Source organism: Hymenobacter amundsenii (assembly GCF_002204745.1).
GTDB lineage: Bacteria > Bacteroidota > Bacteroidia > Cytophagales > Hymenobacteraceae > Hymenobacter > Hymenobacter amundsenii.
On record NZ_NIRR01000001.1, the window covers coordinates 391,596 to 410,545 of the forward strand.

General features: G+C 61.9%; 22 protein-coding genes. 11 read left to right on the top strand and 11 right to left on the bottom strand.

What is annotated here, in order from left to right; all coding sequences use genetic code 11:
- Positions 1–81: 81 nt before the first annotated feature.
- From ftsY to CDA63_RS01810, 7 genes are all read right to left on the bottom strand, one after another.
- On the bottom strand, positions 82–1,059 hold the full coding sequence (gene ftsY / locus CDA63_RS01780) for a signal recognition particle-docking protein FtsY (protein WP_088462721.1): 978 nt from the start codon (positions 1,057–1,059) through the stop codon (positions 82–84).
- A 243-nt stretch (positions 1,060–1,302) separates the two neighbouring features.
- On the bottom strand, positions 1,303–1,464 hold the full coding sequence (locus tag CDA63_RS01785; protein WP_088462722.1) for a DUF4295 domain-containing protein: 162 nt from the start codon (positions 1,462–1,464) through the stop codon (positions 1,303–1,305).
- An 8-nt stretch (positions 1,465–1,472) separates the two neighbouring features.
- Positions 1,473–1,655 carry a 50S ribosomal protein L33 gene (rpmG, locus tag CDA63_RS01790; RefSeq protein ID WP_019946888.1) on the bottom strand — a complete coding sequence of 61 codons (183 nt, stop codon included), beginning with the start codon at positions 1,653–1,655 and terminating at the stop codon, positions 1,473–1,475.
- A 183-nt stretch (positions 1,656–1,838) separates the two neighbouring features.
- Complete coding sequence (locus CDA63_RS01795; RefSeq protein WP_242434512.1) at positions 1,839–3,482, bottom strand: aminopeptidase P family protein; 1,644 nt, start codon at positions 3,480–3,482, stop codon at positions 1,839–1,841.
- Positions 3,483–3,683: 201 nt separating this feature from the next.
- Positions 3,684–3,923 (bottom strand): 50S ribosomal protein L28, encoded by a 240-nt coding sequence (gene rpmB, locus CDA63_RS01800; protein ID WP_088462723.1) that lies wholly within the window; start codon positions 3,921–3,923, stop codon positions 3,684–3,686.
- Positions 3,924–4,020: 97 nt separating this feature from the next.
- Positions 4,021–4,221 carry a DUF5522 domain-containing protein gene (locus CDA63_RS01805; protein ID WP_088462724.1) on the bottom strand — a complete coding sequence of 67 codons (201 nt, stop codon included), beginning with the start codon at positions 4,219–4,221 and terminating at the stop codon, positions 4,021–4,023.
- Positions 4,218–4,604: a Rid family detoxifying hydrolase gene (locus CDA63_RS01810; protein ID WP_088462725.1), complete on the bottom strand. Its 387-nt coding sequence runs from the start codon at positions 4,602–4,604 to the stop codon at positions 4,218–4,220. The genes CDA63_RS01805 and CDA63_RS01810 overlap by 4 nt, the downstream gene beginning before the upstream one ends.
- 217 nt (positions 4,605–4,821) lie before the next feature.
- Here CDA63_RS01810 and CDA63_RS01815 point away from each other — a divergent pair, with 217 nt between their 5' ends.
- From CDA63_RS01815 to CDA63_RS01840, 6 genes are all read left to right on the top strand, one after another.
- Complete coding sequence (locus CDA63_RS01815) at positions 4,822–5,283, top strand: hypothetical protein (protein WP_126546687.1); 462 nt, start codon at positions 4,822–4,824, stop codon at positions 5,281–5,283.
- 90 nt (positions 5,284–5,373) lie between these two features.
- The gene (locus tag CDA63_RS01820; protein WP_165768151.1) at positions 5,374–5,889 is read left to right on the top strand and encodes a DUF2314 domain-containing protein; all 516 of its coding nucleotides are present in this window, start codon (positions 5,374–5,376) and stop codon (positions 5,887–5,889) included.
- Positions 5,890–5,953: 64 nt separating this feature from the next.
- On the top strand, positions 5,954–7,216 hold the full coding sequence (rocD, locus tag CDA63_RS01825; RefSeq protein WP_088462728.1) for an ornithine--oxo-acid transaminase: 1,263 nt from the start codon (positions 5,954–5,956) through the stop codon (positions 7,214–7,216).
- A 244-nt stretch (positions 7,217–7,460) separates the two neighbouring features.
- Positions 7,461–7,688 carry a hypothetical protein gene (locus tag CDA63_RS01830; protein WP_126546688.1) on the top strand — a complete coding sequence of 76 codons (228 nt, stop codon included), beginning with the start codon at positions 7,461–7,463 and terminating at the stop codon, positions 7,686–7,688.
- A 159-nt stretch (positions 7,689–7,847) separates the two neighbouring features.
- Positions 7,848–8,243: a DUF2147 domain-containing protein gene (locus CDA63_RS21190; protein ID WP_242434513.1), complete on the top strand. Its 396-nt coding sequence runs from the start codon at positions 7,848–7,850 to the stop codon at positions 8,241–8,243.
- A 207-nt stretch (positions 8,244–8,450) separates the two neighbouring features.
- Positions 8,451–9,062 carry a hypothetical protein gene (locus CDA63_RS01840; protein ID WP_088462730.1) on the top strand — a complete coding sequence of 204 codons (612 nt, stop codon included), beginning with the start codon at positions 8,451–8,453 and terminating at the stop codon, positions 9,060–9,062.
- Between the two features lie 98 nt (positions 9,063–9,160).
- Here CDA63_RS01840 and CDA63_RS01845 read toward each other — a convergent pair whose 3' ends face one another.
- Entirely contained in the window at positions 9,161–11,200 is a 2,040-nt protein-coding gene (locus tag CDA63_RS01845) for a M1 family aminopeptidase (RefSeq protein ID WP_088462731.1), read from the bottom strand.
- A 149-nt stretch (positions 11,201–11,349) separates the two neighbouring features.
- On the opposite strand from CDA63_RS01845, the gene CDA63_RS01850 reads away from it, so the two are divergent.
- Positions 11,350–12,867 carry a hypothetical protein gene (locus CDA63_RS01850; RefSeq protein WP_126546689.1) on the top strand — a complete coding sequence of 506 codons (1,518 nt, stop codon included), beginning with the start codon at positions 11,350–11,352 and terminating at the stop codon, positions 12,865–12,867.
- Positions 12,849–13,595, top strand: coding sequence for a gliding motility-associated C-terminal domain-containing protein (locus CDA63_RS01855; protein ID WP_126546690.1), 747 nt, complete (start codon positions 12,849–12,851; stop codon positions 13,593–13,595). The genes CDA63_RS01850 and CDA63_RS01855 overlap by 19 nt, the downstream gene beginning before the upstream one ends.
- 116 nt (positions 13,596–13,711) lie before the next feature.
- On the opposite strand, the gene CDA63_RS01860 is transcribed toward CDA63_RS01855, so the two are convergent.
- From CDA63_RS01860 to CDA63_RS01870, 3 genes are all read right to left on the bottom strand, one after another.
- On the bottom strand, positions 13,712–14,356 hold the full coding sequence (locus CDA63_RS01860) for a cytochrome c oxidase subunit 3 (RefSeq protein WP_088462734.1): 645 nt from the start codon (positions 14,354–14,356) through the stop codon (positions 13,712–13,714).
- Between the two features lie 184 nt (positions 14,357–14,540).
- Positions 14,541–14,825 (bottom strand): hypothetical protein, encoded by a 285-nt coding sequence (locus CDA63_RS01865; protein ID WP_088462735.1) that lies wholly within the window; start codon positions 14,823–14,825, stop codon positions 14,541–14,543.
- Positions 14,826–14,879: 54 nt separating this feature from the next.
- Positions 14,880–15,119: a hypothetical protein gene (locus CDA63_RS01870; protein ID WP_088462736.1), complete on the bottom strand. Its 240-nt coding sequence runs from the start codon at positions 15,117–15,119 to the stop codon at positions 14,880–14,882.
- A gap of 299 nt (positions 15,120–15,418) precedes the next feature.
- Between CDA63_RS01870 and CDA63_RS01875 the strand changes: the two genes are divergently transcribed.
- From CDA63_RS01875 to ligA, 3 genes are all read left to right on the top strand, one after another.
- The gene (locus CDA63_RS01875; protein WP_088462737.1) at positions 15,419–16,093 is read left to right on the top strand and encodes a TapB family protein; all 675 of its coding nucleotides are present in this window, start codon (positions 15,419–15,421) and stop codon (positions 16,091–16,093) included.
- A 35-nt stretch (positions 16,094–16,128) separates the two neighbouring features.
- On the top strand, positions 16,129–16,635 hold the full coding sequence (locus CDA63_RS01880; RefSeq protein WP_088462738.1) for a DUF4920 domain-containing protein: 507 nt from the start codon (positions 16,129–16,131) through the stop codon (positions 16,633–16,635).
- Positions 16,636–16,776: 141 nt separating this feature from the next.
- Complete coding sequence (ligA, locus tag CDA63_RS01885; protein ID WP_088462739.1) at positions 16,777–18,891, top strand: NAD-dependent DNA ligase LigA; 2,115 nt, start codon at positions 16,777–16,779, stop codon at positions 18,889–18,891.
- Positions 18,892–18,950 lie beyond the last annotated feature (59 nt).

An 18,950-nucleotide genomic window follows, 5' to 3' on the forward strand; every position in this document is an offset into this window, starting at 1 on the left:
AACGACAATCGAAACAACGACTCGTGCTGACGTGATAAGGTCCTTCGCTGTGCTCAGGATGACAGGCGTTTCTTATAACAACTACTTCTTAAACAGCGAATTAACGAACGTGGTCCGATCGAAGAGCTGCAAGTCGGTCATCTTCTCACCCACCCCGATGTAGCGTACCGGCACCTGAAGCTGGTCGGAGATGCCGATAACCACGCCGCCCTTGGCTGTGCCGTCGAGCTTGGTAATAGCCAGCGCCGATACTTCGGTGGCTTTGGTAAATTCCTTGGCCTGCAAAAAAGCGTTCTGGCCGGTGCTGCCATCGAGCACCAGCAGCACCTCGTGAGGGGCATCGGGAATCACCTTCTGCATCACGCGCTTGATTTTGCTCAACTCGTTCATCAGGTTCACCTTGTTGTGCAGACGGCCGGCGGTGTCGATAATCACCACGTCGGCGCCCATTTCCACGCCTTTCTGCACCGCATCGAAGGCTACGGCGGCCGGGTCGGTGTTCATGCCGTGCGAGATGACGGGTACGCCCACCCGCTCGCCCCAGATGATGAGCTGGTCCACAGCCGCGGCCCGGAACGTGTCGGCCGCGCCCAGCACCACCTTTTTACCCGCGCTATGAAAGCGGTGGGCCAGCTTGCCGATGGTGGTGGTTTTGCCCACCCCATTCACGCCCACCACCATAATCACGAAGGGCGAGCCGGGGCTATCAGGCCGGTCGAGGATGGCGCGCGAGCCGGTAGCACTACTGTTGGCGTCGAGCAAGGCCACGATTTCCTCGCGCAGGATGCGGTCGAGGTCGCCAGTGCTCACGTACTTGTCGCGGGCCACGCGCTTTTCAATGCGCTCAATCACCTTTACCGTCGTATCGATGCCTACATCGGCGTGCACGAGCAGGGTTTCGAGGTCGTCGAGCACAGCTTCGTCCACCGTATTACGGCCGGCCACGGCCTTGCTGAGTTGGTCGAAGAAGCTGGTTTTCGTCTTCTGCAACCCCTCATCGAGGGCCTGCTGCTGCTGCTGGCTTTCCTTGTCCTTCTTGAAAAAATCGAAGAGGCCCATGCGGGGTTGGGGTCTGAGTTGGTGGGGGTCCGGGGGACTGAGTTAACAAAGAACGTCATTCTGAGCGGAGCGAAGGATTTCGCGTGCCACAGTAGCCCTGACGCCAGGGCTACTGTGGCACGCGAAATCCTTCGCTCCGCTCAGAATGACGTTCTGATTTTTCGCGCTGTAACTACAACGCAAAAAAGTCCCACGCTGGCGGGACTTCTTTACTTCAAATCAGGTAGCCACATGGGCGCCGGATTACTTAACGCCGCTGGTAATGTACTCCTGTACTTTATCTACAGGAACCATTTCCTCGCGGAAAGTGTAAGCACCGGTTTTCTCCGAACGGACGGCGCGAATTACCTTCGCCCAGTCTTTGCCGGTAGCGGTCTTCAGGGTTGCTACTACTTTCTTAGCCATGACGCAGGTTACTTAATTTCCTTGTGAACGGTCATCTTACGCAGCACATTGTTGAATTTCTTCAACTCAATACGCTCAGGCGTGTTCTTACGGTTCTTGGTGGTGATGTAGCGCGAGGTGCCCGGCTGCCCCGAGTTCTTATGCTCAGTGCATTCAAGGATTACCTGCACCCGGTTGCCTTTCTTAGCCATCTCGACGGGGTTTTTGGATTAAGGACTGCAAAGGTACAAGGGAATTCGGCAATGCCAAACAGAAATGCAGATTGTTATTAGTTGTTAGTGCCTAAAGACGAGGAAGAATGGTCGTTGCTGGCAATGAAAACAGTCATTCTGGGCACAGGCAGCACTCTGGCTAACGCTCTTCTGGCCAATGGCTCATTTCAGTTCCGGCAGTTTAAACCCCTCCAGAGCGCTAGGCTGGGCCATCAGGGCCTCTATTTCGGCCACGGTGCGGGGGGCTTCCCTGGAAAGATTCTCGTAGCCTTGGCCGGTGATGAGCACATCGTCTTCGATGCGGACGCCGATATTCCACCATTTTTTATCGCAGGGGCTGCCCTGGGGAATGTAGATGCCGGGCTCGACGGTGATGACGTTACCGGCCAGAAGCGGGCCGTAGCCGCCCCGGTCGTGCACATCGAGGCCCAGGTGGTGGCTGGTACCGTGCGGGAAATAGCGGCGCATTTCCTCGTCTTTGGTAATGATGCCGAGCTGGCGCAGGCCGGCGGCAATAACTTTCTGGGCTGCCTGACCGGGGGCCTGAAAATCGGCTCCTGGCCGGCAAGCCGCAAATCCGGCCTCCTGGGCCGCGAGCACCAGTTCATAAATCTGGCGCTGGGCAGGGCTGAACTTGCCACTCGGCGGAATGGTCCGCGTGACGTCGGCGGAGTAGCCCCGGTACTCCGCCCCACAATCCATAAGTACTAAATCGTTGCCGACCTGGGGCTTATTATTGGTTTCGTAGTGCAGGATGCAGCCGTTAGCCCCGGCCCCCACAATGCTGGGGTAGCCCTCGAACTCGGCGCCGTACTTGCGGTACACGAACTCGTGCAGGCCCTGCATTTCCCGCTCGCCCATGCCCGGATGAGCGGCCTTCATCACCTCCTGCTGGCCCACGGCACTAATGCGGACGGCCCGGCGTAGCAATGCCACTTCCTCAGGCGTTTTCACGCCCCGCAGCTGGTCGAGGGCGGCATCGAGGGCCAGGCCCCCATCATAGCGCCCAGCCAACTGCGCCACGGTAGCTTTGCGTTGGGCGGAGGTAGTGGCAGCCAGGTACTGCTGTACCTGGGCATCCTGGGCTACGGCGGGGCTTTGCCGGACGGCGTTGCGCAGGTAGCCGAGTACCTGGTATTCGTTGGTGGCTCCGTACTGTTGCAGCATCTGCCGGGCCTGGGCCAGGGCCGGGGCATCAGGCGGCGGCAGGGCAGCCTGGCGGCGGAAGGTGGCCACCAGGTCGTAGAGGTCGGCCGAATCGCGGGGGGCATCGCGCACGTCGGTAGGCAGGGGCAGGTAGGCCAGCTGGGCGAAGTCGGCCCATCGGATGCCGGCCCGGGCGAAGTCGCGGTTGTCGGCCGTGAACTGCAGTTGCAGCTCCCGTTTCGCACCTTCGGCTCCGAGGCGGCGGCCGGTCCACTGCTCGCGGGCGGGGTCGCGGGGCTGCACGAACAGGGCTTCCGTGACGCCAGACTGGCCACTTATCGTCTGGGGCTCTTTGAAAAGCACCAGCACTGCCTCGGGCTCCTCGTAGCCGGTGAGGTAATAGAAATCGGGATTCTGGTGGTAGATGTAGTCTACGTCGTTGGCGCGGTTGCGCACGGGGGCAGCAAATAGCACGGCCACCGACCGGGCCGGCAGCGCCTGCCGCAATAGCTCGCGCCGCTGCTTATGAAAGGCCGGACTCAGTGCATCAGGGGGCCGGGCGGGGCCGGGAGCTACCGTTTGGGCGGTGGCCGGCAGGCTCAAGGCCAGCAGAATAGCAGCCCCAATCGGCCGCAACGAAAAACGCAGAAACTGAAACATAGCGCAGCAAAGACGGCACCCGGGTCCGCCCCGTTGCGCCCCTAATCAGAAGCAAGGTACGATTGATTCCGACCCGCCAAAGCACTACCCGTGACAACACAAAGCTTCCGCGGCGCAGCTCACCTAAAAAATCAGGTGATGCCGCGGCGCGGAAGCTTCGCGAAGAAAAATCGAATTGGTTTCTCTTGGGAGAAGAGAAATCTAGTAAACGATGAAGCCCTGCTCCTTCGCCTTCTTGAGGACGGCCATGATGCCGTTCTTGTTGATGGTGCGGATGGTGCTGGTGGCTACTTTGAGGGTAACCCAAGCATCCTGCTCGGGGATGTAGAAGCGCTTCTTCTGCAGGTTCGGGTAGAACTTGCGCTTGGTTTTGTTGTTGGCGTGCGAAACGTTGTTGCCTACGCGGGTACGCTTGCCGGTCAGATCACAAACTCGGGCCATGATATCAGGAACTTAGTGGTTTCAATTCGGAAAAACAGGGCCGCAAAGATCGGAATAATCCGGCAGGAACAAAACCCATTGGTTGAAAAATAGCGGGTTAGCGCTTAAAATCACCCTTCGAACCCGGTTTCTGGCTCTTTCCCGCCTGCCAGGGGCAGTGCCGACAGCCATTGCCGCAGCAAAAACCCCGACGCTGGTGGTACTGCTCGGTGAACACCATATAGCCCTCGGGCGTGAGGTAATAGTCGCCGGATTGCAGGGGTCGGGCCAGAAAAGCCGCCAGGCGGGCCGCGCTCATCGGGCGGCGGGCATCACCGCTACGCACTCAATTTCAACCAGCGCGTCCAGCGGCAGCCGCGACACCTCCACGGTGCTGCGAGCCGGGCGGTGCTCCCCGAACTGAGCAGCGTACACGGCATTCATGCGGGAGAAATCAGCGAAATTTTTCAGAAAAACGGTGGTCTTCACGATGTCGGCTAAGCTCAGGCTGCGGGCCGAAAGTACCGTACGAAGGTTATCGAGCACTTGGCGGGTCTGGTCTTCAATGGTCAGTGCCTCCACCTGGCCCGAGGCCGGCACGATGGGCGTTTGGCCCGAGCAGAACACGAAACCGTTGGCCTCGATGGCCTGGGCGTAAGGCCCCACCGCTGCGGGAGCCGCCGGATGATGAATGATTTGCATAGGCTAAAGGTACGGTCGGCCGCCGTATTCTGCCTGGGCTGGGCAGCGCCGCCTGGTTTCGCCCTAACCCGGTCAGTTTGGTTTTACGGTCAGGGGCCAGGTGCCCGGCGAAAAGCGGCCAGGCGCGCGGTAAAGGCCGCAAACCTAAATCCGCCCCGGCTTGTATCTTAGCAATGGCGGTTCAGGACCCCGAACCGCCATTGCTTCTGCTGGTACTATGCGTAATTTCTGGTCTGTACTTCTGTTGGTTTTGCTGCCGCTGGCCACCCGTGCCCAGGCCACCGAAGGCCCGGAGTTGGCGCGCTTGGTGCGGCAAGTGCATCTGGCGGCCGGGCAGGAACTGCCGGCCCCGCTGCTACGCGAGGCCCACCGCAGCCTGGGCACTGCCCGCCGGGCCTTTAACCAAGCGCCGGGCAGCGTTTATCTGCTGGCCCGGGTGCTCAACGATTCGGCTACGCCCGAGCTGGTGGTAGTGGCCGTGGAAGCCTGGCAGGGCCCAACCTTGCGGGGCCGCATTGTGCGCACCGAAGCCGGCCGCACCGCCGCCACGGCCCCGGTCGAATTCGCCGAGGCCGCCGTGCAGGACTGGCTGCTGCTATACCCCGATGGCCGCGAGGAGGGCAACCGTCTGGGCCGGTTCTGGGATCTGGAAGAACGGCTAGCCAACCGCGGCGAGTAAGCGGCCCCACGCCACCGGAGTTGCAGATTTGCCACAACCGCCCGAATGCGTAAGTTGGGCCACTATTTCTCCCTTTCTCCTATCTTCTCCATGTCTTCCTCGCTTCACCTTCGGGCGCTGGCTGCCACGCTGCTGCTCAGCGCCGCTGGCCTTGCTGCCCACGCCCAAACGCCCCGCAACGAGGCGCCCGTTTCGGCGGCCGCCCCCACCGATCAACCGCTGGCCTTGGCCAGCACCGAAGCAGGCGCATCGTTACGCGAGTTCGACCGGCTGATTGCTCCCGCCGTAAAGCAGGCGCGCAAAACGCTGCCCCATGCTAAAAAACGGTTTCTGGCGGGCCTGCCAGCCGGGCAGGCGTTCTTCCTCACCACCCGTATTTTTGACTCCAACGGCAACTACGAGCAGGTGTTTATTCGGGTAAAGGACTGGTCGGGCACTACCGTTCAGGGGCTCATCAGCAGCGAACTGAATCTGGTGCAGCAGTACCAGGCTGGGCAGCTCATCCGCTTCCCTGAAAAGGCCATCCTCGACTGGACCATCGCGACGCCCGACGGAGGTGAGGAAGGCAACTTTGTGGGCAAGTTTATCGATTCGCTGCAGCACTGACACTGACCGGCCGGGCGGGTTTTGCGTAACTTTGGGTATATCACTTTCTAACCCCGCCCTACTTATGTCTACCACCGCCCAGCCCACCACCAACGCCACCACCCGCACCCGCAGCCAGGAAATAATGGCACTGGAAGACCAGTACGGGGCCCACAACTACCACCCGCTGCCCGTGGTGCTGAGCCGGGGCGAGGGTGTGCATCTTTGGGACGTGGAAGGCAAACATTACTTCGATTTCCTGTCGGCCTACTCGGCCGTGAACCAGGGCCACTGCCACCCCCGCATCATCGGGGCCCTTACCGAGCAGGCTCAGAAGCTCACGCTCACGAGCCGGGCCTTTTACAACGACCAGCTGGCGGGGGCCGAAAAGCAGCTCTGCGACCTGTTCCGCTACGACAAGGCCCTGCTAATGAACTCCGGAGCCGAGGCCGTGGAAACGGCCCTTAAGCTGGCCCGCAAGTGGGGTTACCAGGAGAAGGGCATTGCGCCCAACCAAGCCCGCATTCTGGTGGCCGAAAGCAACTTCCACGGCCGCACCACCGGTATCATTTCCTTCAGCACTGACCCCGACTCGACCACCGGCTTCGGCCCCTACGTGCCCGGCTACGAGGTAGTGCCCTATGACGACCTGGAGGCGCTGGCCGAAGCTTTAAAAGACCCGCACGTGTGCGCTTTCATGGTCGAGCCCATCCAGGGCGAGGCCGGCGTGATGGTGCCTTCCGAGGGCTACCTGTTCAAGGCCGCCGCCCTGTGCCGCGAGCATAACGTGCTGTTTATTGCCGACGAAATCCAGACGGGCCTCGGCCGCACTGGCCAGTTGCTAGCCGTGTGTTACGAGGGCGTCCACGCCGATATCCTGATTCTGGGCAAGGCCCTGAGCGGAGGCGTGCTGCCAGTGTCGGCGGTACTGGCCCGCGACGAAATCATGCTCACCATTCAGCCCGGCCAGCACGGCTCCACTTTCGGCGGCAACCCGATGGCCGCCGTGGTGCTGCGCGCGGCGCTTGATGTGCTGCTTGACGAGAAGCTGATTGACAACGCCCGCGTGTTGGGCGAAGTGTTCCGCGAGCGGATGCGCCAGGTGCAGGCCAAGCGCCCCGAAGTAGTGCAGCTCGTACGCGGTAAGGGCTTGCTGAACGCCGTCGTGATCAAGCCCAGCGCCGACGGCCGCACGGCCTGGGACGTGTGCGTGAGCCTGATGGAGCGCGGCGTGCTGGCCAAGCCCACCCACGGCGACATCATCCGCTTTGCCCCCCCACTGGTCATCACCGAGGAGCAGATTCATGAGGCCTGCGACGTGATTGAAGAAGTAATTATGGCCTTCTAAGTAGGGTCTGGGCCACTGGCTGGAGCTGCCCGCTAGCCAGCCTCCATATTTCCCCCGCTAAGCGGTTCGCCTTTTTGGTGAGCCATTCGGCGAGGGCAATGTGCTTTTTGCCGGTCAGCCATTACCGTCGCCGATGATTTAAAGGAACTCACAGCGTAAGGCCCGGGGTTGGGCGAGGAAGCTGGCGCGGCGGTTGGTCGCAGCGCTACTTTTGTCCTGTTACCTCCCTCCAAAACCTGTCCCGATGCGTGCTCTCCGAATTCTGTTGCTCTGCGGTATTGTTGCTTCGATGGCCAGCTGCCAGACCAGCCGTTTGGCCGTAGCAGCTCGTTCGGCCGGTTCGCTCATAACCTACCCCACCGCTGCTGCCGATTCGGCCGGCACGGTGGTACTACTCCACGACTCGCAGGGTCCCCAGGGCACGCGGGCCGTACTCTCGGCGGCGGAGGCGGTGCCGTTCCAGCAGCAGTAACCACATCGATTCGGCGCGTTTTATTTCTTGATTTTCTGTCTGCGGCGTGCTTCCCATAACTAGGAAGCCGCCGCCGCAGTGGTTTTTTAGGCAAGCGGAAGCACGCCAATTAAGGAGCGGCCGTTGCGGGTAGGTAGGGTTTGTTTCTACCTTGCCGCCATGCAAGCACTTTTCCGGCTCCGTTGGTGGACCGCTGCGCTGCTGCTGGCCGGCGGCTGCCGCAGCGAGCAAGCGGCTTTTTCGTTTCGTCCGGCCCCGGCCCTCAGCAACCCGGCCCTAGTTATCGGCAACCTGGCTGCGGCTACTACGGCCCCAGCGGATACCCAGAACCCTAACCCCAAGTTGCGCAGCCGGCCCCGCCTGGGTATGGTATTTATGCAGGGCTTCGAGTACGACGAAGACAACAAGTGGGATGATGGCAAAATCTACGACCCCGAGACTGGTAAAACCTACTCCTGCTACATCAAGATGGAGAATGCCAACACCATGGAAGTGAAAGGCTACATCGGTTTCTCGCTCATCGGTAAGTCGCAGACCTGGACGCGGGTTAAATAGGCAACCTGCTACTGTCGCTTCGGCGGGGTTTCCGGCAACGGGAACCCCGCTTTTTTTGCGCGGCTCCGGCTACTCGTTAGGCTATGGCCAGCGGGTTGTTCGGCACGGCTTTGGCAGTCGGCCGCCGCCGTTGGGCCGGAAACCATTTGCTGGAGCCCTTGTTACCTCTGAAAGACCCAATCTATTTTGCTCGACCTACTTAAACGGATGTTATCCGGCTCTCCTCCCGTTTCGGCCGACTGGCAGCCGCTGCACCGTTCCCCGGCGCAGGAACGGGTACGACAGCACTGGCTGAGCGAGCAGGTGTACCTGAACTGGGCCGGTCCTTACTTCAAAGCGTATCATTACCAGAAGGCTGGCCTGCCCGGAGCCCGGTTCCGGGTGCAGTTGGCCCGCAAGGAAGGCCAACGCGGAGCCGTGTTCCTCTACGACCCAAGTATGGGCCCCGGCAACTTTCAGCATTTCTTCGATTTTATCCGCGACCGGGTGCTGGCTTTGGGTTACCAGCAGGGCGCGGCCGACCAGCGCACCATTGAGCACGAGCAGTACGCCGAATCGACCCAAAAGTATTTCCTTAAGCCCCAGCCCCACGACTGCACCGCTACCGGCCGCTGTAACCAGCGCTTCGGCAACGTGACGGTGGACTTGGTGAGTATCAATGGGCAGCCTGGCTTTATCCGGCTGGTCAACAACCCTTTCGTTGATACTATTTTTACCCCCGCCGGTACCTTCGACGAGCTGGTTGATTCTGTATTCAACTTCCCGCTGGCCCCGCCCGAGGTAGAGGCGTTGATTGGGAAGTATAAGAAAGGCGTTTAAACACGCAGATTGAGCAAGAAGAAATGGCCGCTGAATGCCCCGCTCGGGAGTTGTTCAGCGGCCATTTCTCCTTGCTCAATCTGCGTGTTTAAACGCCCCTACTCTGCTCGCACGAATCTGACGCGGGCCACGGAGCCATCGGGACTGAGCAGGCGCAAGTGGTAAAGGCCAGGGGCCAGGCTGACGGTTACCAGCACCGGGTTGGCGGCCAGCACCATTTGACGCAGCACCACGCGGCCGGTGGCATCCACGATTTCGGCTTGGGCACGGGCGCCGCTGAAATCGGCCAAACGAAGCTGGTCGTGACAGGGGTTAGGGTACACGCTGAGTTGGGCCAACGTGGCGGGCGCGGTGGTGGCCGTTATCAGCCCGCCGTCGCGCACAACGGGGTTAGCGGTATTGAGCAGCCACTGGTCGGGGTCCACTTCCACCTTGGTAACTGAACGCGACTCGGGCACGGCGGCCGAGACTACCGGCTGGTATTGGGCCAGGCGTAGCGTACGGGTGGTACCATCGGCGAAGGTCAGGCGGTAGTCGATTTCGGTATTGAAGAAGGGCGTAACCATGGGCATGGAGGTGGTTTCGGTGTTCTTGAGGTACACCAACCCGTTGGCCTGGTTCCAGCTCACATCAAAAATTGGGTAGCCTTCGCCCCGAAACCACTGGTCGAAGAAGTACTGCAACGAGCGGCCGGCTTCGGCCTCGAAAATCCGCTGTAGGTCGCGGGTGCGGGCGGTGCGGCCGCCGTAAGTGGTTTGGTAGGTGCGCAGGGCCCGGAAGAACTTCGCATCGTCGTTGAGCAAATAGCGCAACATATGGATGACGGTCGCGCCCTTTTTATAGCTAAGCCGGGAGCTGAAAATGCGGCTGGTGCTGGTGGTATCGGTTACGAACACGCTACCGCCGGGCTGGCTCAGGGCGCTGGCATGGGCCTCGTCGAGCCAGGCGCGGGTGAAAGCGGGGGTGGAGAATTTATTGAGCGAGAGGTATTCGCCGTAGGAAGCAAAGCTCTCATTGAGCCAGATGTCTTGCCAAGCCCCGCAGGTTACGTTGTCGCCGAACCACTGATGGAACAGCTCGTGGGCCGTGAGCGTGAAGCCAAAGCTGTCTTGGGTCGTCATGGTCTGGTGCTCCATGCCGCTGCCAACCCGCTCCCCTCCGAGAGGGGCCATGCTATGACCGTACTTCTCGTCGGCGAAGGGATAGAGGCCGACCAGGTCGGAGTAGTATTCGAGGAAGCCGGGCGTGCGGTCGATGGCGACGCGGTAATCAGCGAGGGCCGCCTCGTTGTACACGTAGTTCACGATCGGGATGCGGGGGCCGCCGGCGGGGTTGGCGTAGTTCACGTACTCGACGTATGGAGCGACGGCCACAGAAATCAGGTAGTAATCGATGGGGTAGCGAGACTTCCACTCGTAGCGCACCTCGTTGCCCGGCAGCGGCACCACCCGCCGCAGCACGCCGTTGGAGCCCACCTTATTGGAGCTGGCCGTGGTTACCCACACCTCCGACGAGTCGGCTTTATCGGTGAGCACCTGCTTGCAAGGCCACCACTCGTAGGCGTTGTAGGGCTCGGAGAGGCTCCAGGTAGTGCTCACGTTGTAAGTGGGGGCCACGCGGGTGTTGAGGGCGTTGCCGATGGCGGCCGCGTTGCTGTTGGGCGCGGTGCCACGGTAATAAATCAGGGCCCGAAACAGGGTATTCGGACTCACGGCCTGCCCCAGGCCCACCGTCACGTCGCCGGGGCCGCGGCGGGTAAGCCCCGGGCTGCGGCGCCCATCTACCACTACCGAGTCGATGGTGTAGGTGCTGTAGAGCTCGAAGGCCAGCGAGTCGAGGGCCTGGGTGCCGGTGCGGGCCTGCAGGGTTACTACTCCGCTCACGTCGCGGGTGGTGTTGGTCAGGCGCAGGTCGAGCTTGTAGTAGCGCACGTCGTAGTGGTCCATTTTCTGGCGGTGGCCGGGGCTGGCGTAGGCCGGGCGGGCCGCGCCCGGGCTGCTGTGTACCCGGGCACAGGCCTCGGCGGCCGAGCCATCGAGGTCGGCGGAAACGGCCTGGTAGGTGGGTAGCTGGGCCACGGCGGGCGGGCCGAAGGCGAGTAGGGCGGCCACAGTCAGGACAGAGAAAAACAGGCGCATAGCGGGGCAGTAGGTAAGCAGGCGGGAACTCCGCTTTAAGGTACGACGGCGGCGGCAGAAAATCGGGCAAACCGGGGGCGGTTTAGGCGGCTGGTTTCCGTATCTTGGTAGCGGTGTTCTTTTGCCGCTTGCTTCCTAACTGCTTCTGCATGGCTCTTTCTACTTTCCGGTTTTTTATGCGCGGCGGCGGCCTGGTGTTGCTGCTATGGCTGTTGGGGCTGAGCCCGGCCCGGGCTACGCACATCGTGGGCGGCGAAATGGACCTGCAGTACCTGCGCGACGACCAATACCAACTCACGCTCACGCTCTACTTCGATGCCGTGAACGGCAGCCCTGGCGCCCTCGACAACGACCTGATGGCCAGCATTTTTGAGAAGGGCAGCAACCTGCGCAAGTTCGACATCCTCCTGCCTCTCACCACCAACACGCTGGTGCAGTACACCAACCCGGCCTGCTCCTCGCCCTCGCTCATCACCCGCAAGCTCATCTATACCCGCACCATCACGCTCACGGCCCAGAGCTACGCCAACCCCAGCGGCTACTACGCGGCCGTGGAGCGGTGCTGCCGCAACCAGGGCATCAGCAACATCGTGAACCCCGGCGGGGCGGGCCAGGCGTTTTACCTGGAGTTTCCGCCCGTGGTGCGCAACGGCCAAGCATTGCGTAACTCCACACCCCGCATCTTCCCGCCCCTCAGCGACTATGCCTGCCGGGGCGAGCTGTTTTACTACAGCTTTGGGGGCGCCGATGCCGATGGCGATTCGCTGGTTTATGATTTAGTAACACCTTACAATGGCTCCTCCAGCACGGCTGTGCCTAAGCCCGGGGTGGCCTCGGCGGCCCCTTACAATCTGGTGCAGTGGATGCCCGGCCTGAGTGCGACCAACCAGATTCCGGGCAACCCCACGCTCAGCATCGGGCGCCAGTCGGGCCGGCTCGAAGTGCGGCCCACCCAACTCGGGCTATTCGTGTTCGGGGTGCGCTGCACCGAGTACCGCAAGGGCGTGCGGCTGGGCGAAACCCGGCGCGACTTCCAGCTCAAGGTCATCCCCTGCCCCACCAACGCCAGGCCCAAAGCCCTGCTCCAACTACCGGGCGGCGGCAAAAAACTCTACCAGCCCGGCCGCGATACGCTCCGGCTCACGCCCACCGGCAACCGTTGCGTTACGCTGGCATTCACTGACCCCGACCCTGCCTCGGCCCTTACGTTTTCGCTGAGCCCGGTCAACTTCACCGGCCCACTGCCTACCCTGAGCGTGGTGCAGGGCACGGTGCGCACGCCCGGCCAGCCCGATACGGTGGTGTCGCAGCTCTGTTTTCCGGCCTGCCTGAACACCAAGGGCAAGGTGTACCTGCTCGATGTGATTGTGGCCGACAACGGGTGCAGCCTGCCCCAGCGCGATACGGTGCGGGTAGCCTTCACGGCCGCACCCCTGCCCAACGGCCCGCCCCAACTGCTGAGCACGGCCGCCCTGCCCCTGCGGGCGCGGGTAGGCGACGTTATCACGTTCGATCTAACGGCCACCGACCCCGACAACGACCCGCTCACGCTCACCATGACTGGCCGGGGCTTCGCACCCGCCAGCCTCGGGGCACCTTTGCGGTGGGCGCCAACGGCAACCAGCTGCGCGGCCGTTTCAGCTGGACCGTGGATTGCCGGGCCGTAGACAAGCCGTTGTATGAGTTCGAGTTTCGGACTGCATCTTCGTCTTGCGGCGAGGAGCAGGCCGTGAGCATCGTGGTTCCCATCCAGATTGACTACAGCAACGCGCCCCCGGCCCTGACTACCACCTTCCCGCCGCTGGTTAGCACCGACTCGGTTACGGTTATTCGACTGCCCCTGGGCGGCATTTATGAGGCTGCCCTCAGCGGCCTCGATACCGACAATGACCCGCTGGCCCTAATGGCCGAGGGCAGGGGCTTCGAGCTGGCGGCCGCCGGCATGAGCTTCGTGCCCCGCAACGGTACGGGCACCGCCACCGCCACTTTCCGCTGGGTGGCCGATTGCCAAGCCGTGCGCCCGGAGGCCCTGAGCGTGGTATTCACACTGCGCGAAACCACCTGCCGCCCCCAGCCCCGCCGCCGCGTTGTGCGCTTCGAGGTGATGGCCCCCGAGGAGCGGCCGTTTCAGCCGGTCAACATCATCACGCCCAACGGCGACTCGCGCAACGATGTGTTCACGCTCGATAACACGAAAAGCAACCTGCCGCCCGACTTCTGCGACTTCCGCTTCGCCAACCTCCAGATTTTCACCCGCTGGGGCAACCGCATCTACCAAACCACCAACCGCACCTTTAGCTGGGACGGTGGCGGCCAGCCCGCGGGGGCTTATTTCTACCTCATCGAATTCACTAATGGCAAAAAGTACCGCGGGGCCGTTACCATCGCCCGGTAAGTACCCGCGCTGCTAGTAGTAGGCAACGTCTTTTTAACCAGGAAGCTCCTAATGCCGGTTGGCGTTAGGAGCTTCCTGGTTAAAAAAGACGTTGCCTACTGAGTGCGCAGAGCCAGCTAATAGAGGAACAGAAACGCCGCGAACAGGGCAATCCAGAGGCCATCGATGAAGTGCCAATAAATGGTAATTATGCGCAACTGGAGCCGGCGGTAGGGGTTGCGGATGAACACGAGGCTGCGCACGGCGTCGCGTTCGGCGTAGTGCGTGCGGAGTAGCAGCGTGAGCAGAAACAGCATGCCCCCCAGCAAGTGAGCTACGTGCAGGGCCGAAATCAGGTACACGAACGTACCGCTGGCCATGCCGTCGAAGAAGACGCCTTGCGCCATTAGTTCGCGCCAGCCCAGCACTTGCAGGCCGGCAAAAATGCTACTCAGCAGCAGCGTAGCCCCCAGGCAGCGGCGCAGCGTGGCCAGGTCGTCCTGGTCATAAAGGCGGCGGGCCTGAGAAATAACGTAACTGCTGATGAGCAGCACAATGGTGCTCAAAGAAAAGAAGCGCGGTAGCGGATACACATTGCCGGGCAGGCCCGACCGGAGACGCGTGAAAACGTAGGCCCCCACCAGCACCGCAAACAGCACCGTAGTACCCACCAGCCCCACGTACAACAGCATGAGCATGGGCGGCACCCGCTCCATGCGCTGCAGGGAAGAAATCGGGCGGTTAGACCCCACTTTTTTGGAACGGTCGTGGTCGGAACTCATGGGCGGGAAAACGGAGTAGCGTGCGTAGTAGCAAACCAATTAACCAGCCTTTAGTTCAGGCGGGTGGGCGGGCCGGAAGCGAGTGAACCCTCCGAACAAGATACGCAAAAAGCCCTGCGGGGCCGGTACGAATTTCGGGCAATTCGAGCCGGCCCCGCAGGGCTTAGGGATGAGAAACTGAGGGTCAGTCTTTACGGAAAAAGGAGCCAATTTTGCCGAATACCGCATTAATAGTGATTTTCGGGCTTCGGCCCGTACCGAACGTGACGTGCGTTTTGCCTGCCACCCGCAGGTCCAGCACCAGACTCAGCTGCCGGGCCAGGTCGTGGAGTTGCTGCATGGGGTCGGGGGCGTTGGGGTTCTTGGGTTTGGGCGGGGCGTGGGGGTCCTTGGGCGGGCCGCTGGTAAGCTTATCGAAGACGCGCTGACTAGGGAAATTTACGATCAGGTAGCCCCCCGACCCCGCCACCTGAATCTCGTCGCCATCGAACGTAACGACCAGCCGCGCTCGATATCGAGGCCGCTAGCCAAGAGGATCGGGGTTGGGGCTGGCGGGGGGCAGCATGCCCGAGGGCGGGTTCTCGCCCCGGGTGCGGATGCGCAACGAGCCGTTCAACCGCCAGGTAGTGGGCGTGGCCGGGCTTTGCGGGTTGGGCACTTGGAGCTCCATCTGCTCGAAATTAAGCGCCAGCTCGACGCCGCCCGAAAGCTTGGAGAGCAGCGAGGCGGCCGTATCGGCCCAGGAGGTAGGTTGGTCAGGCATGTGTAGGAAGTGAGAAGTGAGAAGTGAGAAGTGAGAAGTGAGAAAGTAAACGCCACTGGCGGCCCCAAGTTACATTTTCGGGCTGGCAAGGCTTTTGCCTAACTGGGTTTACCAGCGGTAAAATCCTAAATTGTGGCGGCTGCGTATGCTGGCTTCCTTGCTGGCTTCCCTTTTTTTCTCTTTTCCATGTCCCGACTTCTGCTTGCCGCTGCTGTTTCAGCCGGCCTATTGGCTGCCGCGCCCCTGCGGGCCCAGACCCCGACTGCCCCCGCCCCGCCCCTTTCGGGCTCACCGATAATATGGAGCGGGTGTTTGAACTCCGCGACGCGAAGGGCAAAACCACTGGCCATATCCGGCAACGGGTTGTGAGCCTGGGCACCGAACAGAATAAAAAGGAAACGCTCACTACCGCGACAGCCCTGCTCAAAAGCGGGTCCTACGATGAGCGCAACCGGCTGCTCTTCCTGCGCGACCTCACCTTCCGCTGCCGCCGCGACACAGCCTTCACCGATGGTCTCGCGCAACTCAACCCCGACCAGCTCAGCTCGTTCCGAGACCGGATTTTCACGTATTCTCCTACTCCCCTGGCTTGGCCCAACCAACCTGCCGTGGGCTCCGAACTACCCCAGGGTGGCATTTCGGTAGACGTCCGCAGCTCGGCCGTGGATATTGCGCAGGTGTACACCACTGTACGCAAGCGCCGCGTAACGGGCCAGGAGCCGGTTACAACGCCCGCTGGCACCTTCGAGTGCTATAAGGTAGAAGCCGAGCGCGAAAGCGGCACCATTGCCCGCGCCGACATCAAGCTGCGCACGACCGTGCGGGTAATCGATTACTACGTGCCGGGCATGGGCATCGTCAGGTCGGAGGTGTACGATAAGAAAGGCAAGCTGGAACAGGTTCAACTCCTGACGGCCGTGCACACGGCGGGGGGCGAGGTAGAGAAGGCGAAGTACAAAGTCAAAAAGTCGTAAATTAGGGGCTTCCACCGCCCTAACCTGCTCTTACGATGCGCTTTCTGTTTTTGGCATCCATCCTGTTGCTGGGCGTGTCCTCCTGCCAACAGAATGCCCAACCCGCTGCTACTGGCGCTACCGCCACCCCAACGGCCCCGGCCACACCCACTGGCCAGACCTACGGGGCGGCCATCAGTGCTGAGGGAGCACAGCCCATTTCGGCCCTTAGCACATTGCTCGGCACCCAGGATTCGGCCCAGGTGAAGCTGGTGGGTACCGCCCACGAGGTGTGCCAGGCCAAGGGCTGCTGGATGACCATGAAGCTGGCCGACGGCCGCGACATGCGCATCAGGTTTAAGGAGTATGCGTTTTTCGTACCCAAAGATATCAGCGGCAAAACCGTAGTTATTAATGGCTGGGCCCACCGCGAAACCGTGCCCGTTTCCGATTTACGCCACTTTGCTCAGGATGCCGGCAAGTCGGCCACTGAAGTAGCCGCCATTACGGAGCCCCAGCAGCAACTCAATTTTGAGGCCGACGGGGTGCTGGTGAAAGAGTAAGGATTACCGTTCATTAGCGAGCAACAATAAGAAGCTAAAGCCGTGCGACTAGCCCCAACGGGAAGTTGAACGGCTTTGGCTTTTTACTTTTTCTCTTTGACCTGACTCCCGTAGCTTGCAGCCTTAACCTGCCCCGCCCCCATGAGTTCCGACATTCAGCAGCGCATCAACGCCCTCACCGAGCAGCTTCACCACCTCAACTACCAGTACTACCAGCGCGACGAATCGGAGGTATCGGACCAGGAGTTTGACGCTTTGCTGGCCGAGCTGGCCCGGCTGGAGGCCGAGTATCCGCAGTTCGCGCAGCCCAACTCGCCCACCCAGCGGGTGGGGGGCACCATTACCAAGCAATTCCCCTCGGCCGAGCACCGCTACCCTATGCTCAGCCTGGGCAACACCTATTCCGAAGCCGACCTGCGCGAGTTCGACGAACGGGTGCGCAAGGGCCTGGAGGGCGCGGAAATGCAGTACGTCTGCGAGCTAAAGTTCGACGGCGTGGCCATGAGCCTGAGCTACGAAAACGGCCAGCTGACCCAGGGCGTCACGCGGGGCGACAGTACCCGCGGCGACGTGGTGACCAGCAACGTGCGCACCATCCGCAACCTGCCGCTGCACCTGCGGCCCGCCGGCCCGGCCCAGCCCACTGAGTTTGAGGTGCGGGGCGAAATTTTCATGCCCCTGCCCGTTTTTGAAGAGCTCAATGAGGAGCGCGAGGCCAACGGCGAGGCCCTGCTGGCCAACCCGCGCAACGCTGCCAGCGGAGCCCTCAAGCTCCAAGACTCGGCTCAGGTGGCGGCCCGCAAGCTGCGCTTTTACGCCTACGCCTTTCTCATGCCCGGCCGCAGTCAGTTTGCCACCCACAGCGCCTCGCTGGAAGCGCTAAGCACCTGGGGCCTGCCCGTATCGGATACCTGGCGGCGGTGCGCCACCATCGAGCAGGTGCTGGATTTCGTGCACGAGTGGGACAAGAAGCGGTTCGGGCTGCCGGTAGCCACCGATGGCATTGTGATTAAGGTGGACGATTTCCGCCAGCAGGAGCTGTTGGGCTACACCTCCAAAAGCCCCCGCTGGGCCATTGCCTACAAGTACCCCGCCGAGGCCGGCCGTACCCGCCTACAGGCCATTCAGTACCAGGTGGGCCGCACCGGGGCCGTAACGCCGGTGGCGTTGCTGGAGCCCGTACCGCTGGCCGGCACCGTGGTAAAGCGCGCCTCCCTACACAACGCCAACCAGATTGCCGCCCTCGATTTGCGCCTCGGCGACATGGTGTTCGTGGAAAAAGGCGGCGAAATAATTCCGAAAATAACGGGCGTCGATCTGGAAGCCCGGCCTACGGGCAGCCAGCCCATCGTGTACCCCACCGAGTGTCCGGCCTGCGGTACGCCGCTCATCCGGCCCGAGGGCGAGGCTCATTTCCGCTGCCCCAACGACCGGGGCTGTCCGCCCCAACGCAAAGCCAAGCTCGAACACTTCATCTCGCGCAAGGCCCTGGATATCGACGGACTGGGCGCCGAAACGGTGGGCCGGCTCTTCGACCTGGACTTCGTGACGGACGCGGCCTCACTCTACGAGCTACCGGCCAAAGCCGCCGAGCTGGCCCAGCTGGAGCGCATGGGCGAGAAGTCGGTGCAACGGTTGGTGGCGGGCCTCGAAGCCAGTAAGCAGGTACCGTTTGATCGGGTGTTGTTCGGGCTGGGCATTCGCTACGTGGGCGAAACGGTGGCCGATAAGCTGGCTACCCACTACCGCACCGTGGAGGCGCTGGCCGCCGCCACAGCCCCCGAGCTGGCCGCTGTGCCCGAGGTGGGCGGCGTTATTGCCGAATCGGCGGCGGCGTGGTTCCAGGAGCCCGCCAACCAGGATTTACTGGAACGCCTGCGGGCGGCCGGCGTGCAGCTGGCCCTGACCGGCGAAGCGCCCCAGCCCCAGAGCGACCGGCTGGCCGGCCTCACATTCGTGCTTTCGGGCGTGTTCGAGCAGCATAGCCGCGATGAACTCCAGCACCTGATTGAGCAGCACGGCGGTAAAATCACGGGCAGCATCAGCAAGAAGCTCAGCTACCTGGTGGCCGGCGACAAGATGGGCCCTGCCAAACGCGAGAAGGCCACCAGCCTGAAAGTGCCCATCATTGGCGAAACCGACTTGATGGCTATGCTCCCAGCAGCTAGCGAGTCGTTGGCGCCACCCACCAGCGAGGCCAGCGCCGCTCCCGCCCACCCGGCTCCGGGCACTCTCACGCAGGGCTCGTTGTTCTAAGGTTGGCGGCCCGGCCGCGTACCGTACCTGAACAGTTACATCTCCCTGTATTCCTCCCT